14 protein-coding genes and 2 pseudogenes are annotated in these 20,131 nt (G+C 58.9%); 10 read left to right on the forward strand and 6 right to left on the reverse strand.

Annotated features, from left to right (window positions below):
- The 4 genes and pseudogenes from HP556_RS11955 to HP556_RS30575 form a co-directional block, all read right to left on the reverse strand.
- On the reverse strand, positions 1–1,020 hold a 1,020-nt coding region (locus HP556_RS11955; RefSeq protein WP_175367135.1), incomplete at its 3' end, for an NAD(P)/FAD-dependent oxidoreductase.
- 378 nt (positions 1,021–1,398) lie between these two features.
- Positions 1,399–2,349: a helix-turn-helix transcriptional regulator gene (locus HP556_RS11960; RefSeq protein ID WP_175367136.1), complete on the reverse strand. Its 951-nt coding sequence runs from the start codon at positions 2,347–2,349 to the stop codon at positions 1,399–1,401.
- Positions 2,350–2,632: 283 nt separating this feature from the next.
- Positions 2,633–4,177, reverse strand: coding sequence for a GAF domain-containing sensor histidine kinase (locus tag HP556_RS11965; RefSeq protein WP_246297653.1), 1,545 nt, complete (start codon positions 4,175–4,177; stop codon positions 2,633–2,635).
- Between the two features lie 516 nt (positions 4,178–4,693).
- Positions 4,694–5,166: pseudogene (locus tag HP556_RS30575) on the reverse strand (response regulator transcription factor); the annotation flags it as partial.
- A gap of 330 nt (positions 5,167–5,496) precedes the next feature.
- On the opposite strand from HP556_RS30575, the gene HP556_RS11980 reads away from it, so the two are divergent.
- The 10 genes and pseudogenes from HP556_RS11980 to HP556_RS12020 all read left to right on the forward strand — a co-directional run bounded on the left by HP556_RS11980 (position 5,497) and on the right by HP556_RS12020 (position 17,434).
- The gene (locus HP556_RS11980; RefSeq protein WP_175367138.1) at positions 5,497–5,934 is read left to right on the forward strand and encodes a response regulator transcription factor; all 438 of its coding nucleotides are present in this window, start codon (positions 5,497–5,499) and stop codon (positions 5,932–5,934) included.
- Positions 5,935–7,093: 1,159 nt separating this feature from the next.
- Positions 7,094–7,549, forward strand: coding sequence for a hypothetical protein (locus tag HP556_RS30245; protein ID WP_246297655.1), 456 nt, complete (start codon positions 7,094–7,096; stop codon positions 7,547–7,549).
- A gap of 13 nt (positions 7,550–7,562) precedes the next feature.
- Positions 7,563–7,736: pseudogene (locus tag HP556_RS30250) on the forward strand (alpha/beta fold hydrolase); the annotation flags it as partial.
- Between the two features lie 24 nt (positions 7,737–7,760).
- Positions 7,761–8,012 carry a DUF3734 domain-containing protein gene (locus HP556_RS30100; protein WP_246297670.1) on the forward strand — a complete coding sequence of 84 codons (252 nt, stop codon included), beginning with the start codon at positions 7,761–7,763 and terminating at the stop codon, positions 8,010–8,012.
- A complete protein-coding gene (locus HP556_RS11995) occupies positions 8,009–9,220 on the forward strand; it encodes an HlyD family secretion protein (protein WP_175367139.1) in 1,212 nt (403 codons plus the stop codon). Before HP556_RS30100 ends, HP556_RS11995 begins: the two co-directional genes overlap by 4 nt.
- A 38-nt stretch (positions 9,221–9,258) precedes the next feature.
- Entirely contained in the window at positions 9,259–10,869 is a 1,611-nt protein-coding gene (locus HP556_RS12000) for an MDR family MFS transporter (protein WP_175367140.1), read from the forward strand.
- 314 nt (positions 10,870–11,183) lie between these two features.
- The gene (locus HP556_RS12005; RefSeq protein ID WP_175367141.1) at positions 11,184–12,452 is read left to right on the forward strand and encodes a threonine/serine exporter family protein; all 1,269 of its coding nucleotides are present in this window, start codon (positions 11,184–11,186) and stop codon (positions 12,450–12,452) included.
- A gap of 943 nt (positions 12,453–13,395) precedes the next feature.
- Positions 13,396–14,532 carry an alkene reductase gene (locus HP556_RS12010; RefSeq protein ID WP_175367142.1) on the forward strand — a complete coding sequence of 379 codons (1,137 nt, stop codon included), beginning with the start codon at positions 13,396–13,398 and terminating at the stop codon, positions 14,530–14,532.
- A gap of 508 nt (positions 14,533–15,040) precedes the next feature.
- Positions 15,041–16,375 carry a patatin-like phospholipase family protein gene (locus HP556_RS12015; RefSeq protein ID WP_175367143.1) on the forward strand — a complete coding sequence of 445 codons (1,335 nt, stop codon included), beginning with the start codon at positions 15,041–15,043 and terminating at the stop codon, positions 16,373–16,375.
- 243 nt (positions 16,376–16,618) lie between these two features.
- A complete protein-coding gene (locus HP556_RS12020; protein WP_175367144.1) occupies positions 16,619–17,434 on the forward strand; it encodes a hypothetical protein in 816 nt (271 codons plus the stop codon).
- Here the strand turns inward: HP556_RS12020 and HP556_RS12025 are convergent.
- Both HP556_RS12025 and HP556_RS12030 read right to left on the reverse strand, forming a co-directional pair.
- Positions 17,368–18,357: a DUF4238 domain-containing protein gene (locus HP556_RS12025; RefSeq protein WP_175367145.1), complete on the reverse strand. Its 990-nt coding sequence runs from the start codon at positions 18,355–18,357 to the stop codon at positions 17,368–17,370. The two genes, HP556_RS12020 and HP556_RS12025, sit on opposite strands and share 67 nt — an antisense overlap.
- A 40-nt stretch (positions 18,358–18,397) precedes the next feature.
- Entirely contained in the window at positions 18,398–19,852 is a 1,455-nt protein-coding gene (locus HP556_RS12030) for a serine/threonine-protein kinase (RefSeq protein ID WP_175367146.1), read from the reverse strand.
- Between the last annotated feature and the right edge of the window lie 279 nt (positions 19,853–20,131).

The following is a 20,131-nucleotide window of genomic DNA, read 5'->3' on the forward strand; positions in this document are numbered from 1 at the left end:
GACATAAGCCTTCTGGTGATATGGCTTCGTCGCCACACCGAGCAATTCGGCGGCGGCATTGTTGCCCGCAAAGGCGCCCATCCGCGTTGCGTGCTGGCACGACATCAGCGCGTAGTTGCCGACGTCATCACATGCCGCCCTAGCGGCATCGCCAGTCGCAAAGACGCCAGGCACCGACAGCACGTGCAGGTCACGGTCGACGAGCAGACGGCCAAAACCGTCGCGCCCGGCGGGGATCTGCGCGGTCAACGGCGCGGCACGCATGCCGGCGGCCCAGATCACCGTGGCACTCTCGATGTAGTCGCCGTTGGAAAGCGTAACACCGGACTTTTCGAGCGAGGTGACGCCAACGCCAAGCCGTGTTTCCACACCAAGTTTGCGCAAGGCGTCCTCGATGATAGGGCGGGCGTCGTCCCCCATGTCGGGGGCGATTGCCTTATTCCGATCGACAATGATGACACGCGGCTTAGCGTCCTTGCCAAGCATCGCTCGTAGACGTGAAGACATCTCGGTTGCCGCCTCAATTCCGGTGAAACCGCCACCCGCAACAACGACCGTGTCGCGCATCTCCGATATCGGCAAACTCGCCAGTTGATGCAAATGCCGGTCGAGCGCGACTGCGTCGTCGAGCTGATCGATACTGAAAACATGCTCAGCAAGGCCGGGAAACTTGGGACGGAATAGCTGGCTGCCGGTGGCCACGACCAGCCGATCGTAGGAGAGGCTCTTGTTCGCGCCCTTAGCGGGAACGATCTTCACCACGCGGGACTTTGTATCGACAGCCTCAGCGTTACCTTGCACGTAGACCACATCGATGGCTTTCAAAACGTTCTCAAGTGGCGCCGTCAGGGTCTCCGGCTTCGGTTCATAAAGCCGCGGGCGGATCACGAGCGTCGGCTCAGGCGCGACCAGCGCAATCTCGAGCTCTTTGGGTGGAACGCCCTGGATGTCGCGAAGGCGGGCAGCAGAAAGTGCGGCGTACATGCCGGCAAAGCCGGCGCCAATGATCACAAGTCGCATGCGATTTGCTCCAGTGGTGTGAAGTGGCTGGGTGCAAGTTACGTGAAGAGAATCGCGAATATCTTGGCGTTGATAATGTTAGCGCGTGTCGTGCACGGGCCGTTCGGCAGAAGGTCGTAAATCTCCACGAGGCCGTTCTTGGGCGACATCGAGTTGTCTCTCTCTTTTCCGATCGCCGAAGGCGAGCAAACGGTCAATGAGGTCGCGCAAACGAGCATGCTCACTAGCAGGTTTCGACGCGACGTACTCGCGAGCCGGCTGAAGAGGTTGGTGGAAATCATCTGTTCGTCTCGTGTCGTCCGAATTACTTACAGTGATTTAGGGGATCTCAGGGACCACTGCCCAAGAGCGATTGCGTCGATTGCAGCGCGATTGCGGCTAACGCATGCGGCGCCGCCAACTAGTCGCTGTCTCACCGGTCAAGCGTTTGAATGCAGAAGCGAACGCGGTCTGAGAGCCGTAGCCGAGGGCCGCCGCCACCGAGACGACAGATGCATCGGTGTCGCGCAGCATGTTCATGGCCTGCTCGAGCCGGTGCTGACGCAGCCAAGCATGAGGCGAAAGGCCTGTGCTCTCCTTAAAGGCGCGACAGAAGTGGAAGCGAGAAAGGCCGGCATCCGAAGCAAGCGCCGCGAGAGAGACATCCGCATCGCTATCTGAGCGCAAGCGATTGATGGCACGCCCCAAGACGTTTGGCGACAGACCGCCCATAGTTGGCCGGACCGTGATCGACGAGCCTGCGTGGGCAGCCAAGATGCGCGTGGCCACGACGTCCGTCAGTTGTTGCCTAAACAAGGCGTCCAATACCGCGTGACCTTCCAGAACATCGACCGAACTCATCAGCAACCGTGATACGGCCGGATCCGGGTGCACCGTCCGCTCCAGAAGATCACCGGGCGTCGCCACGTCGGCTTCGTCGGCAACGCGCGAGAGTGTCGCGTGCGGAAGGAAGAGCTGAAGGACGTGCATCGGCCGATGAATATCCCACCGGGAGGTCGAGCCAGCCGGAATGAGCGTTACGACACCGGGACGCGCCGTTCCGACCGCAACTGATCTCCCGGTACGTCGTTCGAGCCGCTGCACGCCGGTCGGATAGGTCATGATGACATGATCGACCATCGGCTTGACGACGTCGTGCACGGGCTCGTGCTTCCAGTAGGCGATCGTGCCGCTCGACGGCTGCGAAGCCACGCGAAACGGCTTGGTCCTGAGCACGCGCGCCATCTCTTCATCGGCAGGGCGCCGCTCACCGATCGGATCGTCTCTCCTATGCGCTTGCGCCTCGCTGGGCACATTCTCCGGAGAATCGTGCAAATTGGACTTGCTCATGAACTTCCGCTCGCATTGGCGCTAAGTCAAAACCAATGAGGCGCGACACTGCTGCCTCAGTGCTCGTAACAATGACGGCAAGCGCCACATCCCGAAATCGGGCGGCGGGTCTGGTCCGGCTGCTTCGGGGAATAGATTGACCTGTACCTTGGGATAGTCCCATGGGTCGTGCGTCATCGACGGCCCGCTCGCCTATCGCGTGGGGTGCCGGAGCCAAATGCCGTCAAAGCAGTCATCTAATTTGAGAAGACTGCACGAGTATACGCAGTCAGTCCTAGCAGCCCTAATTGATTGGAACTGTGAATTGAAACGCCGCACCTCTTGGTACGTCTGTGGTCACCCACAATCGTCCTCCGTGATCCTCAATGATCGACCGGCAGATGGATAGTCCCATTCCCAAGCCGTTCGACTTCGTCGTATAAAATGCCTCGAAGGCTCGCTCGATAGCGCCTTCCGATAGACCCGGGCCAGTGTCTCGCACTATAACGAGAATACAGTCAGATTCAGCTTGGGTGCTGATATGCAATTCGCGAGGATCGTCGCTCATTTGGCTCATCGCCTCGACGGCATTTACGATTAAGTTCAGCATCACCTGTTGAATCTGGACCCGACTGCCTTGGACATCGGGTAAGCCTTCTGCCAATTGAGTTCGCAGTTGAACGCCGTTCTTCAAGACCTTCCCGCGCGTCAACCCGATAACCCCTGAAATGGCTTCATTAATCTCCAAGCGGTCCTTTCGCATGGGCGCCTTGCTAACCAGCGCGTGCGTCCGGTCGACAACTTCGCTGACCCGCATGCCGTTCAGCACCGCGCGGTCTATCGCCTTTTTCGCTCTCTGAACATCTGCAGGCTGGCGAGTGAGGAATCGCTGGGCTGTTTGGGTATTCAGGAGCGTGGCCGTGATCGGCTGCTTCACCTCATGCGTAATAGACGCGGTAAGTTGACCCAAAGTTGCGAGGCGATTGGCGTGGGCCAATTCCATCTGCATGTTGCGAAATCGCCGCTCGCTCTCGCGCGCTTCTGTTTCTGCCTGCTTACGCTCGGTTAAATCGAGCACAAATGCGACACCCTGACCCTCCATTCCTTCAAGGTCCGCAATGCCGATCAACACAGGAATACGGTTGCCGTCTTTCCGGACGTATTCCTTTTCAAAGGGCTTCACGGCTCCCTTGTTCTTCAGCTCGGATATTGCCATCGCGTTGCGATCGCGCCATTCAAGGGGCGTCATGTCCATCCAGCTCACGCGACCGGACAGAAGATCGCGACGATCATAACCAACCATGCGGAGAAATTCGTTATTGGCATCGAGAATCTGACCCTCCACATTCCAGATGATGATGCCGATGATGTTGGCCTCGACGAGGCGACGAATTTTCACCTCCCGTTGTTCGATCTCTCGCTGCATAGTGGCAATGTTTCTCAAGTCCGCCTGCAACACGTCACGCCACAGCAATAGCAGTCTGAGATAGAGCTCGCTGAATTCGTTGCTTTTCTTATCAAGAACACAGATCGTTCCAAACATCTCGCCATCAGGCCAAGTAATCGGCACGCCGAGGTAAGAGATCATGCCTAGTTTGATGTCAGGGTTTGATTTCCATGCCTCATCTTGCAGGGCGTTCGGAACGTTCAACGGTTGGCGGGTGCTCATGACAGTCTCACAATAGAGGCCTGTATCGAGACGCGCGACCTCGTCCGGTTCGTAAGGATTTCCTTTCGACGCGCTGGAAACGAAGACTTTAATATTTGGCGACTCTACTCTCATGATCAATGCCGAGGGAACGCATAGAATTTCGGCTAGAAGATCTACGATCTCCTGCCATTTTTGCATGACTTCTGCGGGTACCTGCATAGTGCTGAGCATATCAATCCACGGAGCTCGCCATCAGAAGCCTCTCTGTCATTAGGTATTAGATCGAAAGCCAGTCCGCCGCCGGGCGAACTGCAAATGATGAAGCAGTGCTTCAGTTTCTATCGGGCCGGTCAGATAGGCATGGGGCCGTATCTCATGGCGCGCAACCGGGCGCCGGATTGGTGTCGACCGTGATGGCGATCAGCGGCATGGTGGAACCGATGCCCCGCTGTTGCCGCACCAGATCAATCCCGCTGAGGCCGGCATGCTCACGTCAGTGATCGGGCAATCAAAACAATCCGGTTCGAATTCGGCCATGAAGGCCTCCGCTCGATCAAATGTACGACACGCGACGTCCATCACCTGAAGGAGGTTCGGAAAGAGCCTCTCGTCCAGCCAAGTCGTCGTCCACGATGGCAACGAGGGTTCTGAACAAGCAGATATCTTTCGCTGACATGCTCAACGACCATCTACCCATCGGTCCCCCGGTTGTACCTATTCTTTGGTGTAGGCTGGCTCCCCCTCGGCGTTCGGCCGGCACCGATCCCAGAGCCGGATCAACTCACCGATGGAGTTTGTCTCAAGCTTCTTATTCGTATTACTGCGATGCAGCTAGACCGTGATCTCGCTGATCGTAGGCTCGAAGGCGATCTGCTTGTTGAGCCGGCCTTTAACCGTCTCGCGCTCGCGCGTCGTCAGCGTTGCAAGGGAGCTCGATGTTTCGTTTCACACAATGCGCGGCCCTCTTTGCGCGATGTCTTTCTCGATGGCTGCCGCGACGGCGTCCAGGAGCGTCTGATCCAGTACCGCTTGGCCAGTAAATCGACGGCTCCAGCCGTCATCGCCTACACCGTCATGGCAATGTCGCTGTGACCGATAAGGAAGACGAACGGCCTAGTACTGCCACTCGCGGGCAAATGCTGCTGGAGATCGAGGCCGCTCGCGCTGGGCATCCGGATATCGAGAAGCCTCCTTCGGTCAAGGTCACGTCGCCGCCGACCGGGACGATTTTGAACTTGATGAAGCCCGTTTCTCCTCGCATTCGTTGCGGGAAAAGCGTGCACGCCCCGACAGGTCGTGACGGCAAAGTTCGCGCGGCAGCCATCTGGTTGCGTTCGATCCGGGCACCAACGAAATCTCGGTCAAGCCGCAGTGCGAAGTGGAAGCTCCAGGCATCGTCCGCCGGAGATCTGATCCGGATTTTGGAATCACTGCCTGCAGAACGTCGAAGGGAGCACTCGGCCTAAACTAGAGAATAGGTACAATCCGACCGACAATGGGTAGATATTCGCCCGACCATGCCAGTGAAAGACACCTGCTTGTCCAAAACCCCATTAGTGGCTGTCGTAGACGACGACCTGGCTGTGCGAGAGGCGCTTGCCGATCTTCTTATGGTTCTGGAAGTTGATTGTCGCACCTTTGATCGGGCAGAAGCTTTCATGGCCGAGTTCGAGCCGGGATGCTTCGATTGCCTGATCACCGACGTGAGCATGCCGGGCCGAACCGGGCTTGAACTACAGGAGAGATTGCGGGAGCTTGGTTCGTCAATGCCGGTCATCTTCATCACAGCTGACACAAGTCCGGCGACTCAAGCGCGCGCAATGAGGGGCGGTGCTCATGCATGTCTGACAAAGCCGCTTAATGACGAAGTCCTCTTTCATCTTCTGCAGAACGCGACGAGCTACGCAGGTCGCTCGCGACGCAACGATCGAAAAGATCCGCCGTCAGATGACTAATCTCGTCTGACAGATTTCGCCAGATAGTCGAGCCCCTCTCGCGGCTTCGCCTGTTGGCGCCGAACGCGCGGACCTCGCCTCAGTCGAGACGAAGCCTTTGGGCTCGGTGCCGTTGACGATCAATGGTGCCGCAAACGATGACTGCACATCCTGCGCCCCGACATTGATTCAAAATCGATTGCCTTCGATGAATCTTGCATCCGGGCGACCTCAGGTACTGGCGATCGGACTCCGTTGCAACGAGTGATCATCAACCTGATTGCCAACGGCGTCGCGGCCATTGCGCAATTCGGCCAACCAATATCGGATCGACATCCACTTCGGTGGACGAAGATGGATCGGTTTGCGTTTTCGTCTTCGTCCATGGGCCCGTCATCGCAGCGCCAGTTCTCGCGCATATCTTCGACAGCTTCTTCAGTATCAAGAATGCTGGAATTGGCATCGACCTTACGATCTGCCCGTTGATCATCGGAGCCCATGGCGGCAGTATTTGGAGAGCGAATAGCCAGAATGGCGAGCACAACTTCGCTTCATACTTCCTGCGCCGAAGATTGCAGGTCCGCGTCCAGAATCGTCACACTCGATCGCCAAGTGGGCCAACCTCCGGAATAGGCGCCAGCCGCAACGATCAATTGCGCGCGCGGTAGAGGCCTCACTTCCGCACTATCCCTAGGTATAGGTCGATCTAGTCGCTGAACCAGCGCGACCTGACCCATTGCGCAATACGCTCATATAGCGCTCGGCCTAATGATCACACTACACGGGAAGTGCTGCATCCGCAGATACGCAGAATGAATGTCTTCCCAAACGTGAGCATACCTCCATGAGCAAGCCCAACTTGCGCGATTCCTCGGAGCATCTTTCCAGCGTATCGGAAACAAACGACCTACCTGCCGGCGACGACCAACGTCGTGGTGATGTGGAGGTGGCTCGTGTGCTCGGGACCCCGCCATTTCGCATGGCATTGGACCCCGCCGGCGCTGAGATAGTCCGCTGGAGCATGAACCGTTGCGCGACGTGGTCGAACCCATGAGCCGCCACATCATCGTGGCTGACAATGGCGATCGGGGTAATCGGTTGCGATTGAAACGTTTCCCCCGGGGGCGTGATAGTCATTCGGAAGGATCGAGTTCCCGATGGCACATTTCGAAATCTATTGATGTCGTTCAGCTCTATCCTGTCTCAGACAACGCTGAAGCGCATTGCCGACGAAGCCGCCAAAGACGCTTCTTCGCGGGATCGAACGATGCGTTCAGACTGCGCTACGGACCTCTCGATTGCAGCCGCCCTTGGCTATTCCTCGCAAACCGTTTTCGCGGCGGTGTTCAGGAAACTGACCGGCGAAGCGCCGAGCGATTTGGCGCACGCGCGTGCGTTAGCAGCAATCGCGATGCAATTACGTCAATCGCGCTGGGGCAGCGGCACATTCGGCTCGGTAGTTTTCTTCGTGTTCAGCAATGAAGCGAAAATGCTCAAATGGTCTGGATCAAGTCCGTCGGCATTGACAATACCTCGCGGCGAAAAGTGGTCGCAAGCACCCTCATATACGCGACGTCTATCATCATCCACTCTACCTTGGCGGCGAGGAAACGAAGCTCGCGCTCCTGTTCGCTGAGAGGACTGGCCCCGTGACCTCGGTTACCACAAGCGATGACGTGCGGATCTTCTACAAGGACTGGGGACCCAAGTCTGTCCAGTCAATCGTGTTTCACGATGGCTGGCCGCTGAGCTCTGACGACTGGGGTGCCCAGATGCTCTACTTCCTAGGCATGGGCTATCGCGTCATCGTCCAGAAAATGCGTCAAGCGTTGCAGCGGACGCTCGAAATGCTTCCCGATAGCGCAAAGCAGGATCCAGAAATTCGTGCCACCGCGGAGATGGCCCGCCGTCGCTCCTACAACATAGTCCATCAGATCTATCAGCCCAAGATTCACGAGGGCCATTCGCGCGACTACGAGTTCGGGCTTAATGCGGTGCGCGCGCACTGGCGGAGCGGCTTCAACGACGTCCGCCGCACGCTGGCCGACCCAAACCGGCTGGATCCGCCAGCCGCCCGAGCCCGGCATCGTCAGCCATGACGTGCATCGCCGTGATTGAACTTGAGCGCAACCAACAGCTTTCGGAGACTGCAGTGTCGACCCTTTCCTATACCTCTAAGCAGAAGACCAAAACGCCCCTTCGCCTATCGCGTCGAAGCATCCAACGCACCGCGATCGCCCTCGTCGCTACGTTTGGTGTCGCTTGCGCTGCCGTTTACAGCCACTACTACCTGACGGCCGGCCGCTACCTGGAAACGACCGACGATGCCTACGTCAAAGCCGATTCCACGATCGTCGCGCCAAAGGTTTCCGGCTACATCCACGAGGTGCTGGTCGCGGACAACGAGGCGGTGAAGGCCGGGCAGCTCTTGGCGCGGATCGACGACCGCGATTTCAGGGCCGCACTGGATCAAGCAAAGGCCGATGTTACAGCCTCGGAGGCAGCGATCCAGAACCTCAACGCGCAGATTGAATTGCAGCAGCCGCTGATCCTGCAACAAGCCGCTGAAGTCGACGTTGCCGAAGCCAATCTGAAATTCGCCCGGGAGGAGCAAACCCGATACGACGGATTGATGAAGTCGGGCTCAGGCACGGTTCAGCGGGCACAACAGACTGACGCGGCATTGCGCGCGCAGACCGCGCAGCTCGCGCAGGGAAAGGCCGGACTAACCGCCGCCAATACGAAGATCGAGGTGCTCTCCACCCAGCGTGCGCAGGCCGTCGCCCAGCTCGACCGCGCTCGCGCGGTCGAGCTCCAGGCTGCACTGAACCTGTCTTACACGCAGATCACAGCGCCGGTCGACGGCACAGTCGGAGCACGCTCGCTCCGTATCGGACAATATGTGCAGGCCGGCACGCAGCTCATGGCGGTGGTTCCGCTCGACCAGGTCTTTGTGGTCGCCAATTTCAAGGAGACGCAACTCACCCATGTGCGCAACGGCCAACCTGTCGAACTCTACGTTGACAGCTTTCGATCGACCAGGCTGAGGGGCCATGTCGACAGCCTGTCGCCCGCAAGCGGCCTGGAATTCGCTCTGCTGCCGCCCGACAACGCCACCGGCAATTTCACCAAGATCGTGCAGCGCGTGCCGGTGAAGATCGTGCTCGACGATCATAATCTCAAGGGCCTGCTGCGCCCTGGCATGTCGGCCGTGCCGACTGTGAATACCATATCGGCCGTTAGCGCCGAGCGAGACGCGGAAAGACGCCTCGCATCACGCGGCGCTAAGCCGCGCGGTTCACGATAGCGAACCGCACCCTGCATCGCTAGCGACGAGGACCGACCATGACTACCCAGCCAACAACCATCGACGCCGTGTCCGCAGGCGATTCCGACGCGCCATCTGCGATGCCTACCACATCCGTAAGAACCTGGCTCGCGGTCACCGGCGCCACGCTCGGTGCCTTCATGGCGGTGCTCAACATCCAGATCGTCAACGCCTCGCTCGCCGACATCCAAGGTGCGATCGGCGCTGGCATCGACGACGGGGGCTGGATCTCAACCTCCTATCTGATCGCCGAAATCGTGGTGATTCCACTCTCCGGCTGGCTTGCGCAGGTGTTTTCTATCCGCCTTTATCTGCTCACCAACGCAGTCCTGTTCCTGTTGCTGTCAGCGGCCTGCGCGCTGGCGCAGGACCTGCCGCAAATGATAGTGCTGCGCGCGATCCAGGGTTTCACCGGCGGCGTACTAATCCCGATGGCCTTCACCTTGATCATCACCCTGCTGCCGCGCGCCAAGCAGCCGGTCGGCCTTGCGCTGTTCGCGCTGTCGGCGACGTTCGCCCCCGCGATCGGCCCGACCATCGGCGGCTATCTCACCGAGAATTTCGGCTGGGAGTATATCTTCTATGTCAACCTCGTCCCGGGCGCGATCATGGTCGGCATGCTCTGGTACGCGCTGGAGCCCAAGCCGATGAAGCTGTCGCTGCTGCGCGACGGCGATTGGGCCGGCATCATCGCCATGGCGATCGGCCTGTCGGCGCTTCAGACCGTGCTCGAGGAAGGGAACAAGGACGATTGGTTCGGCTCGCCCTTCATCGTAAAACTGTCGGTGATCGCGGCCGTCGCACTGACAGCCTTTCTGGTCATCGAACTCACAGTGAAGAAGCCGCTGTTGAACCTGCGCCTGTTGGTTCGCCGCAATTTCGGCTTCGGCATGCTCGCGAACTTCGTGCTCGGCGTCGCGCTTTACGGTTCTGTGTTTATCCTGCCGCAATACCTGTCACGCATTCAGGGCTACAATGCCGAGCAGATCGGCGTGGTGCTGGCCTGGACAGGACTGCCACAACTTGTGCTGATCCCGCTGGTGCCGGGCCTGATGCGGCGGTTCGATGCGCGGATCATCATCGGCGTCGGCTTCGTCTTGTTCGCTGGTTCTAACTTCATGAATATTTATATGACTAGCGACTATGCCGCCGACCAGCTGTTATGGCCCAACATCGTCCGCGCGATCGGCCAGGCGCTGGTCATGGCGCCGCTGTCCGCGGTCGCGACTGCCGGCATAGAGCCGGAGAATGCGGGCTCGGCCTCCAGTCTGTTCAACATGATGCGCAATCTCGGCGGTGCCGTTGGCATCGCGCTGCTCCAGACTGTGCTGACCAAGCGTGAGCAATATCACTCCAACGTGCTGATGCAGTCGGTCTCAGTGTTCGAGGAGACGACCCGCACGCGGCTGGAGCAGCTCACGCAGTATTTCGTGAGCCACGGTGTAATCGATCGCGCCGACGCCGCCCACCGCGCCTATGTCGTGGTCGGCAAGGTCATCCAGAAGCAGGCCTTCATCCTAGGCTTCAGCGACACTTTCTACATACTGGGTGCGGCCCTCATCATCGCACTGCTCGCAAGCCTTCTCCTCAAGAAGCCCGACCGCCTCGACGGCGCTGGCCCCCATTGAGGCTCTTTGCGACCTGTTTCTCAACTATCGAAAGGAAATGTCATGTTGAAGAGCAAAGTCGCGATCGTCCGGCCTCAAGACTTCCGATAGTGGGTGACCTGACACGCCGTATGTCCTGGCGGGCCGCAAAAGTTAGACGGAAGCGACCAAAGAGCTTCTAGCGAAGAAACTGCCGTCTGAGGATTTCGCTCCTTCTTCGTAGCTTGACGGTATCGTTGCCTTCCTATGAACGCTTGCGGCAGATCAAATCACGGGTGCGGCGATATCTGTCGATGGTGACGGGATCGCACACCAAGAGCAGAAAGCGAGCAACCATGACTGCTGCCTTTCGACCATCTCCCCTTGCGTCCGATCAGACCGCACGCGAGGCAGCACTGGGTGTGGTTGCACTGGCAGCGACGCTGCTGTTTGCCAATGGCCAAACCACGGAGCGGACCGTAGTCGCTGCAGAACGCCTCGGCCGCGCTCTGGGCGTGCCGGCGAGAGTTCTGCCGGATTGGGACAAGCTTACAGTCGAGCTCGAAGGAACGTCCTTGTCACGGATCGTTGCCACAAAGCCACTCGGCATCGATATGAATAAGGTGCTGGCCGTCACAGCCGTTGTGGACCGGTTGTGCGACGGAACGCTGCGCGCTGAGGAAGCACGGTCCGCTCTGTTGTTGGCCGGAAACGTGCCACCAATATCCACGCTACAGTTCACTTCATTTGCTGCCTTTGGAGCGGTATCGCTCGGGGTCATCTTCGGCGTGCTCGACAGCTCGAGCCTGATCCTAATCGGGACAAGTGCTGCCCTCGGCGCGCTAGTGCGCCGCTGGCTGTCAGTCTTCAGCAACAATCCATTCATTCAACCGCTTTGTGCTGCCCTCATCGCCAGCATCACAACGACCATCTCCGCTATCGGCTTGCATCAGCCGATCGCTAACGCTCTCGTCGCATTCTGTCCCTGCATGGTGCTGGTACCTGGTCCGCATCTTCTCAATGGTGCAATCGATCTCGTACGTACGCGAATCGCGCTTGGCATCGCTCGCCTGACCTACGCCTGCATGATCGTGCTTATGATTTGCGTCGGCCTGCTGTTGGGCTTCATCGCCGACAGCTCAACACTCCAGGCCGCAGGGCCGATCGCGCCCGTGCCACTCCTAGCTGACGTAGTTGCAGCAGGATGCGCAGTCGCCTCCTTCGGTAACTTGTTCTCGATGCCCTGGCGCATGCTGCCGTTTCCCATTGCAGCTGGCATGCTCGGACATGCGGCACACTGGGCCCTGATCTCGCTCGCGAGCGCGAATGTAGCGACTGGAGCGCTCGTCGCCTGCATTCTGGTCAGCATCATCGTCACACCAGTCGTCGATCGCTTCCATCTACCCTTCGCTGCGCTCGGCTTTTCAGCGGTTGTTTCGATGATACCGGGCTTCTTCCTGTTCGAAGCAGCAAGTGCCCTCGTCGAACTAGTTTCGTTGGGGCCACGTGCGCCGATAGCTCTGCTAAGCAACATTGCCGCGAATGGTGCCACAGCATTTCTAGTCATACTCGCGATGAGCTTCGGGTTGATCCTGCCACGCATTCTGCTTGAAGACCGTTCGTGAAGTGACAAGCGTGGTCTAAGATACTCCATAAATTATGAAATCCCATTTATGCATTCGCTTTAACCATCTCATGATGAAATGGCTGATTGTAGATCAGAAACACCGCGGAGAGGACACCGGTAGGCTTCTATTTCAATGCATGGTGTTGAACGCCAGGTCGATCGGTCACGAAAAATTCTGTCGGTTTGTCTTAAAGGACAACGCCAGTTCTCAGCCGTTCTATCGCAGCCTTGATGTGAACCATGACCGAAATGAATATGAACGAATCCATTCTCAGAGGTCACCCGCGTCTATGCGTAATAGCCGATCTTCGAACTTATCGGTCGACAAACTTGAGCGGAGAGCGGTGGCTGCGGAAACCTACTCGATCGGCGTCAGATGACGCACCTCGGTCCCGCTGGGGCATGAGGAGGAGCGCCCTCTTCAGGACAAACCAAGTGCTGCAACAAGAAAGTCGACAACTGCATCGGTAAGTCGGCGATCCCGGCTGGCCCCGATTGACAGCAAAGCGCGCATCCGCGGGACGCGTCGGCAATAGAGTCAGATGTTTGGGGTCGCCGAACATCAATACCTACCGTGTGGTTGCCCTAAACAACGAGCCCGATCGACCATACTCTTGAGGCTCAACGAGCCTACCTCAAGTCTAAGTGTCGGCTTGATTGGCCCGGCCAGATAAGTGTTGCCCGGTTGGTGGTGCAGGCAATCGCTGCGATCGATTCCCACTGACAGGAGCAGCTCTCGAACCGAAACGCGGACTTCCTCGTCATCATCGACCGCTTTCGCCGCGGCGTTCAGGCGGTTCAGCGGCGCGAACCCGACCGAGTGGCGTCGGCGGCTGCGTTAGCAGCAATTGCTCTTCAATCACGTCAATCGCTCTTGGGCAATTACCCATCTGCTTCGCTAGTTGATTGGTGTGCCTACGCCAACAAAACGGGAGAGGACCATGAGCAATTTATTCGAACCCTTCGCCATGGGCGGGCGCCAGCTCGGCAACAGGATCGCCATGGCGCCGATGACTCGTTCGCGTAACCCAGACGGCGTACCCAATGATCTCAACGCCGTCTATTACGGTCAGCGCGCTGATGCGGGCCTGATCATCACCGAAGGCACGCCTATCTCCCCGACCGCCGAAGGTTACCTGTTCATCCCGGGCCTCTATACACCGCAGCAGGTGGCTGGCTGGCGTAAGGTGACAACTGCTGTCCATGCGAAGGGCGCCGCGATCTTCTCCCAGATCTGGCATGTCGGCCGTGTCAGCCATGTGTCGAATCAGCCCGGTGGAATCGCGCCGGTCAGCTCGACGGGCCAGATCGCCAGGAATTCGCAGGCCTGGGGCCTGACCGAGGACGGAACGCCAGGCGCGGTCGACGCATCGGCGCCGCGGGCGCTGACCACCGGCGAGGTCTATGGCGTGATCGCCGACTTCGCAGAGGCTGCCGCCAATGCGATCGAGGCGGGCTTCGACGGCATCGAGTTGCACGGCGCCAGCGGCTATCTGATTGAGCAGTTTCTCAATCTCGTGGTCAATGACCGCACAGACGAGTTCCGCGGCGACACGCTGAAAGGGCGCACCCAATTCGTGCTGGCGACGATCGACGCCGTCATCGCGCGCATCGGTGCCGAGCGGACCGCTATCCGGGTGTCGCCCTATAGCGGCTTGTTCGACATGGCCCAGTATCCGGAGATCGAGGAAACCTACCTCTATCTCGCTGACGAGCTTTCCAAGCGCAACCTTGCCTATGTCCATCTGATAAATCAGAGGTCACGCGGCAGCTTTGCGCTCCCGCCCGAATTCCTCGCCAAGTTCCGCGCTCGCTACAAGGGTGTGCTAATCTTGGCGGGCGGCATGACCCGCGAGGGCGCCGAACAGCTCATTGCCGATGACCTGATCGACATCGCTGCTTTCGGCGAGGCGTTCATCGCCAATCCTGATTTGGTCGAGCGCCTGAAGAACGACTGGCCGCTGACCCCCGCGGACCGCGCTCACTACTATGGCGGCAGCGCAGTTGGCTACATCGACTATCCGACCTATGACGATCGGCAGCTCGGTCGCCCCGGTGCTGGCAAGCAGCGAATCTAAGGTTCGCGGGCTTGTTCGCACGCCCGCAAGTTCGAGGCTGCGACCTGTCCTTAAGGATAGGGTTTCTGATCATTCGAAGTGCCGTACCATCGGTTGGCACAGTGGCTTGGACGCAGCGCCGGCAAACGCACAAGCTTGGAGAAACTGTGTTCAGGGCTCGATCGGTTCCGGAGCTGCGACTCGAGAGGCTCGGTGATGGGCAATCAATCGGACCGGGCGGCAGTTTCTCTATCGGACCCGGAAGCGGGCTTTCGATTGGTCCTGGTGGCGGACAATCTATCGGTCCCGGCGGAAGTCTGTCGATTGCTCCGGGCGGAGGCTTAGCCCCTGATCGCAATTGGAGCCGCGGATTGGACCCCCAGGACGATTGGGAGAGACAACGACGACGATTAGTGCGTGCCGCCATGGGCGCGGTGGGGTAGGCCGGCTTAACTCTCATCTCTGATATTGTGGCGGCCTCGCCTCGACTTTATGAACTTGGCGAGCAGAGTGAAAGTCCGCATTCGCAATGATTTTCCCGGGTATTTTTGGCAGGCGTGCGGTGTTCGATCGGATCCGGGAAGTGTGCGACCAACGGCTTGTCCGTAAATCCCGGAATCCGAACCCATCGAGATGCGCGGCGAGCGTCTCGCGAACGCTGTCGGCTCCCGATGTCGTCCGCAAATTCGCATTGCTGCTTCCGCTCGCGGCAGCTTTGTCCGGATGCGTGGCTTCCGCGGCCTTCATGCCTTCGCTTCCGGATAGCGCCCACGTCCAACACTTTCAGGGCATTCCGCACGCCCGCTTCCTGACGGACGCCGCCGGTCGACCCGAATGGGAGCGCGAGGCGAGGGCTGCCTGGGCGCGCCGGACCGCTTTCTTGCGCTCTCATGGGCGCGTCGGATGGACGGAGACCGTGCTCGCGCTTTCCGGCGGAGGGCAGAACGGAGCGTTCGGCGCCGGAGTCCTGGCGGGCTGGACAGCGAAAGGCGACCGCCCGGAATTCGACTACGTGACAGGCGTCTCCACCGGCGCCCTGATCGCGCCGTTCGCGTTCCTGGGACCGGCCTACGACGCCCGATTGCACGAACTCTTTACGTCGATCGACGAGGATTCACTGATTCACAAGCGCTGGTTCGGCGCCGCCCTCACGGACGACTCCCTGTACGATACCACCCCGTTGTTTGCGAAGATCAAGGCCGCCGTCGACGAGGAGATGATCGCGCGCATCGCACGCGAATATCGGAACGGACGCTTGTTGCTGATAGCAACGACGAATCTCGTCGCCGCGCGACCGGTGTTCTGGAATATCGGGGCGATCGCCGACAGCGGCAACCCTCAGGCTCCGACACTCATCCGCAAGATACTGCTCGCATCGGCCGCGATCCCGACGCTCTTCCCGCCCGTAACCATGGAGCTGGAATCCGAGGACGGTGTCGTCCGCGAGCTACACGTCGACGGCGGGACGACCGTCGGTCAGTTCCTGTATTCGCCGACCCTTCATTTGCGCGAGGGGCCGAGACCGCAAGGCGCCTCGAACCGCATCCTGGCCTACGTGATCCGCAACGGACGCCTACATCCGAAGCCCAAGCCGGTGAAATTGAATGCGTTGGACATCGCCGAACGGGCGGTGATCACGCTCACCTCATCGCAAGGCTTGGGCGACCTCTATCGCGACTTCGAACTCGCGCGACGGGACCGAGTGGAGGTCAAGTACACTTCGATCGGTGATGTTTTTTCAGAGGACGAGCCCGACGGCTCGCTTTTTGATCGGAAATACATGAACACGCTCTTCGAATACGGCTTTAAGGCCGGACTCTCGGGTTCGGAATGGATCTCGACGCCTCCGGGCTTCGACAAGTGAACAACGTAGCGTGTGGTGTTCCACATTATCTATGAAGCTGTTTCATAGATGGAGAGCGCGAATGATCGCGATCACGGCACCTGGTGCGACCGTGCAGCAATAGGCGCGGAAACAAGGGGAATGGCGATAGTTGTGGGGCATTCGCCGACGGCCTGCTTGACCCCGGATCAAGCCCGATACATATCGGCCAAGCGAGCGGCTACGCTCGTTCTGGCCATCATACGCTTTGCACGGATAAAACCTATGAGCACGTCCAACGACGATCGTTTGCCGCCCGCCAACACCGGCAATCTCGAGGCCGATCATGCCATCAACGCCGAGATTTCATACTTCAATCGCACAGGGAATATGTTGGCGCTTTGGGCGGTGTTGGACGTGAGCGCTAAGTTTGGCGTCACCGTTCCGACCGATGTTGTGAATGAATTTGCAAAGATCGGCGCGAAGATGATTGGTCACGCGTTAGAGGGCACGATCGGCGCGCGTGATCTTGCTGCTGACCTCGTGCTCGGGACGCGGAATTCATCTGGTGGATCCGTGTTCAAGGACTACGCAACACATGCGACGTCCCGCGCTATCATCCAGCGCGTGCGACAGTTATTGCTCCAAGACCTCGAAGATCGGCAGAGCACTCCTGGCGCGTCCTCTTATGGTGTCCAAACCCGCGTCTACAAAAAAGTCGCCGAGGAATTCGGCAAGGAACCGGAGATGATCAAGCGTCTGTTCGAAGAGGATGATATGCTTCATTGGGGTCGGCGTCATTATCATGATTACGCCCGGCCAAGTGAAATGATTATCAGGCCCGGTAAAGCCGCCCGGCATGATCAGATACGTGAATTCGACCGATTGACGAGGCGGACCGGGTTGGACAACTTGGCCGAAATGGACGCTGCAATTTCCGAGAATTTCCCCCCGCCAATTGCCTGGTTTGATCTCCAGCTGCTTGTAAACGTCCTGCGGCGACTTCTTGTCGGTGCTTCTACTTGTATGAGCGATTACTTCACCTTCAGGGCAACGATCTTGTCACCGCCGCCTCTTTTCCTCAGGAACTGCTCGTCTTGAACAAGGACGGCACCGCTTTTAAGCGCGTTGCCCTCCACGACTGCGTACTTGAACGCGTGCGTGTCGGAGTAGACCTGCTTGTCGGCATGATTGATCATGTGCGTGTTCATCGCACCGACGGTTTCGGGGCCGGCCTTCTCAAAAGTGTCCGCCTCGAAATCGAACCGACCTCTCAGCGCGAGCCTGGGTGACAGGGGAAAGATGATTTCCGAATCCGCTTCTGTCATTCCGGGCCGGTCTCCCGCGTGTTGCCCGGCGTCCGTCCAGCAGATGGCGACCGGGTCATCCGTCGTTATGAAGCCGCTGGAATCCGGAGCGGCTTCCACAACGACCCATTTGCGTTGCCAAAGCTGATCGGCGACGTGGTCGTGGTGATCGATCTCGGCTGCGACAAGGGCTTCGTGCGCAGGCTTCAAATTGGTCTCCGCCAGGGCAACCTCGAGTTCGCCCAAAGTGAACGCTGCGTCTCCATTCCACTTCCCCGCCTTCTTCATGTTGGCGACATATTGTTCGTAGCGGTCGCGAGAGCCGAGCAGGCGTCGTGCACCGTTTTCCATGGCGCGCGACAATTCCGCCCTGCGCTTGGGATTGCGCAAGCTCAAAGCGGCCATCAAGTTGACCATCGCGGCCCGATCTTTCTCATCGGCGAGGGACTTCGTGGCGATGACATTCTTCAGGTGCGGCGCGATTTCTCCCTCGAATTCGGAAAGCAACTTCTCCACCGCGTTCGCATCGAGGCCATCCGCCTCGATGCGGTTGAAATCGCGCTCGTTGGCGACTCCAGGAGGCTTGGAGCGAAAGACTTTCTTCTTCCCACGATCGGCGACCAGCAGCATTCCCTTGGCGTCGACGAAGTTGCGCAGATAGAACTGAGGCACGTAGTGGTGCTTCCGTGGCTCGGTACCTCCCGATTGATTTGCCACTCCGCTCTCCCTTTCGACCGGGTCTACATCGCCGATCCCGCTACCGCCAATTTCTCGGCGTCGGCTTTTCAGGCATCGTGGACGGAGCATGCAGCCTTCCCTGCGCGGCGTCACCCAACCAGTTCGCCCACCTGTCGATGAACGCGTCCGGATCGAGCCGCTCCAGCGGCCACGCAAGTTGGAATTCGGCCATCCCATTCCAAAGCGCTTTCGCGGCCTCGATGCCGGGGTCCGCCATGAAGGGCCGCATCGTGGTCGATCTTGATGACAAGGGAGAGACCATGAACGCGGTTTCCACCCACTCGAAAACGCCCTCTTTGAACGCATCGCAGTACCAGAGAGAATGGCTTCGTCCCTCGAAGTCATACCGGTCGCGCGGCACCCTCAGAATGATCGCAGATTGGGCGATAACCTTGAACGATGGCGGCTGCCAGCTCCACGGGTCCGTCGGGGTCTCGCGTACGGGGGCCAATTCCAACTGCGCCGTCGATAGATCGATAGTGCGGCCGCTGCGTTTTCCGTTCGCGCCTTCGATCGCGCTCGGCGCGGCATCTCGAATGGCATCGACGAGCTCCTGCTGATGAGTCTTCATCAGGGCGGCCCCCGCCGCAAACAGTTCCTTTCGGATATCCTCGGCGCTCCGTGCCGCGGACGCTAGGCGCTCGGCCTCACTTTTCTTGGCGACCTCCGACAGATGCACGTCGCTCAGCTTCGCCAACCCGCCCGACTTCCTCTGTCGTGCCCGCTCGAGCCGGGCTGACATATTCTTTGCGCTGGGACGTGCACCGGGCGCTTTAAACAGCATTTCCGCGACAAGCGCGCGGATAGCTGTCGATCCGACCTGGATTGCAGGCGCATCGACATGCAGATGCTGCTCCCGAAAATCCTCGAACGATGGGCCGGTGAAGGGCCGATTGCCCGTCAACAACTCGAACGCAATCACGCCAAGCGCATAGATGTCACACGCAGACGAAGCCCTCTCCCCTCTCCAGCGCTCCGGTGCCGCATAGGGCGCGGTCATGGCGTATTTCTGGGTATCCGGCGCCGTTGTCGCCTCCGCGTATCTTGAGATCCCGAAGTCGGCCAGGCACCATTGACCGTCCAGAAACAGGATGTTCTCCGGCTTGAGATCGCGATGGACGATCCGCCCCTCGATTTCTCCCAGAGCCGCCGCGATCTGGGACACGATTTCGATAGCGTCAGCCAAGCTCAACGAGGCTGATCTCTCCATCCGATCACGGAGAGATTCCGTCGCCCGCGGCATGACCAGTGCCCAAGCTCCGTCGATTTCCCCCTGATCGATGATGGGAACGATGCGGCGTGCCCCGTCCAAATTCACGAACAGCAGTTCCCGCGCAGCACCGGGTGACTTCGGCACGAGCTTCACGACGGCTTGGAGACCTGACGCGTTCCGAGCTTCGAACACTTTTCCGAAACCACCTGCTCCAATCTGCGGGCCAATGAACCATTCGTCCGCAAGCTTAGCGACCTTCATGAAAAGCCTCTCCACTCGAAATGCCGTTCGACCTTACTTCAGGATCCCGCCCTGTGCTTCGACTTCAGCGCCTTCTGAACGGGCTCTCTCCACTTGTTGTCAAGCTTGAGACCGGCATCTGCCGCGACCATCTTCATCGCCGCGATCAGTCCGGCTTCATGTAGACAAGCAGCATCCTAGGCTCATCCTTTCTTTATTTATCGGCGTCCTTATATGTGTTCTTTTTGTCCGGCTTCAATTTCTTCATCCGCCTTATGAGACTTATGTCCGTGCAGCCTG

It is taken from the genome of Tardiphaga robiniae (genome assembly GCF_013359755.1).
GTDB lineage: Bacteria > Pseudomonadota > Alphaproteobacteria > Rhizobiales > Xanthobacteraceae > Tardiphaga > Tardiphaga robiniae.

Excerpts from the sequence above, each read along its gene's own strand:
- HP556_RS11960 (WP_175367136.1), bottom strand. The coding sequence starts at position 2,349 with ATGAGCAAGTCCAATTTGCACGATTCTCCGGAGAATGTGCCCAGCGAG.
- HP556_RS11965 (WP_246297653.1), bottom strand. The coding sequence starts at position 4,177 with ATGCAAAAATGGCAGGAGATCGTAGATCTTCTAGCCGAAATTCTATGC.
- HP556_RS11980 (WP_175367138.1), top strand. The coding sequence starts at position 5,497 with ATGCCAGTGAAAGACACCTGCTTGTCCAAAACCCCATTAGTGGCTGTC.
- HP556_RS30245 (WP_246297655.1), top strand. The coding sequence starts at position 7,094 with ATGTCGTTCAGCTCTATCCTGTCTCAGACAACGCTGAAGCGCATTGCC.
- HP556_RS30100 (WP_246297670.1), top strand. The coding sequence starts at position 7,761 with ATGCTTCCCGATAGCGCAAAGCAGGATCCAGAAATTCGTGCCACCGCG.
- HP556_RS11995 (WP_175367139.1), top strand. The coding sequence starts at position 8,009 with ATGACGTGCATCGCCGTGATTGAACTTGAGCGCAACCAACAGCTTTCG.
- HP556_RS12000 (WP_175367140.1), top strand. The coding sequence starts at position 9,259 with ATGACTACCCAGCCAACAACCATCGACGCCGTGTCCGCAGGCGATTCC.
- HP556_RS12005 (WP_175367141.1), top strand. The coding sequence starts at position 11,184 with ATGACTGCTGCCTTTCGACCATCTCCCCTTGCGTCCGATCAGACCGCA.
- HP556_RS12010 (WP_175367142.1), top strand. The coding sequence starts at position 13,396 with ATGAGCAATTTATTCGAACCCTTCGCCATGGGCGGGCGCCAGCTCGGC.
- HP556_RS12015 (WP_175367143.1), top strand. The coding sequence starts at position 15,041 with ATGATTTTCCCGGGTATTTTTGGCAGGCGTGCGGTGTTCGATCGGATC.
- HP556_RS12020 (WP_175367144.1), top strand. The coding sequence starts at position 16,619 with ATGAGCACGTCCAACGACGATCGTTTGCCGCCCGCCAACACCGGCAAT.
- HP556_RS12030 (WP_175367146.1), bottom strand. The coding sequence starts at position 19,852 with ATGAAGGTCGCTAAGCTTGCGGACGAATGGTTCATTGGCCCGCAGATT.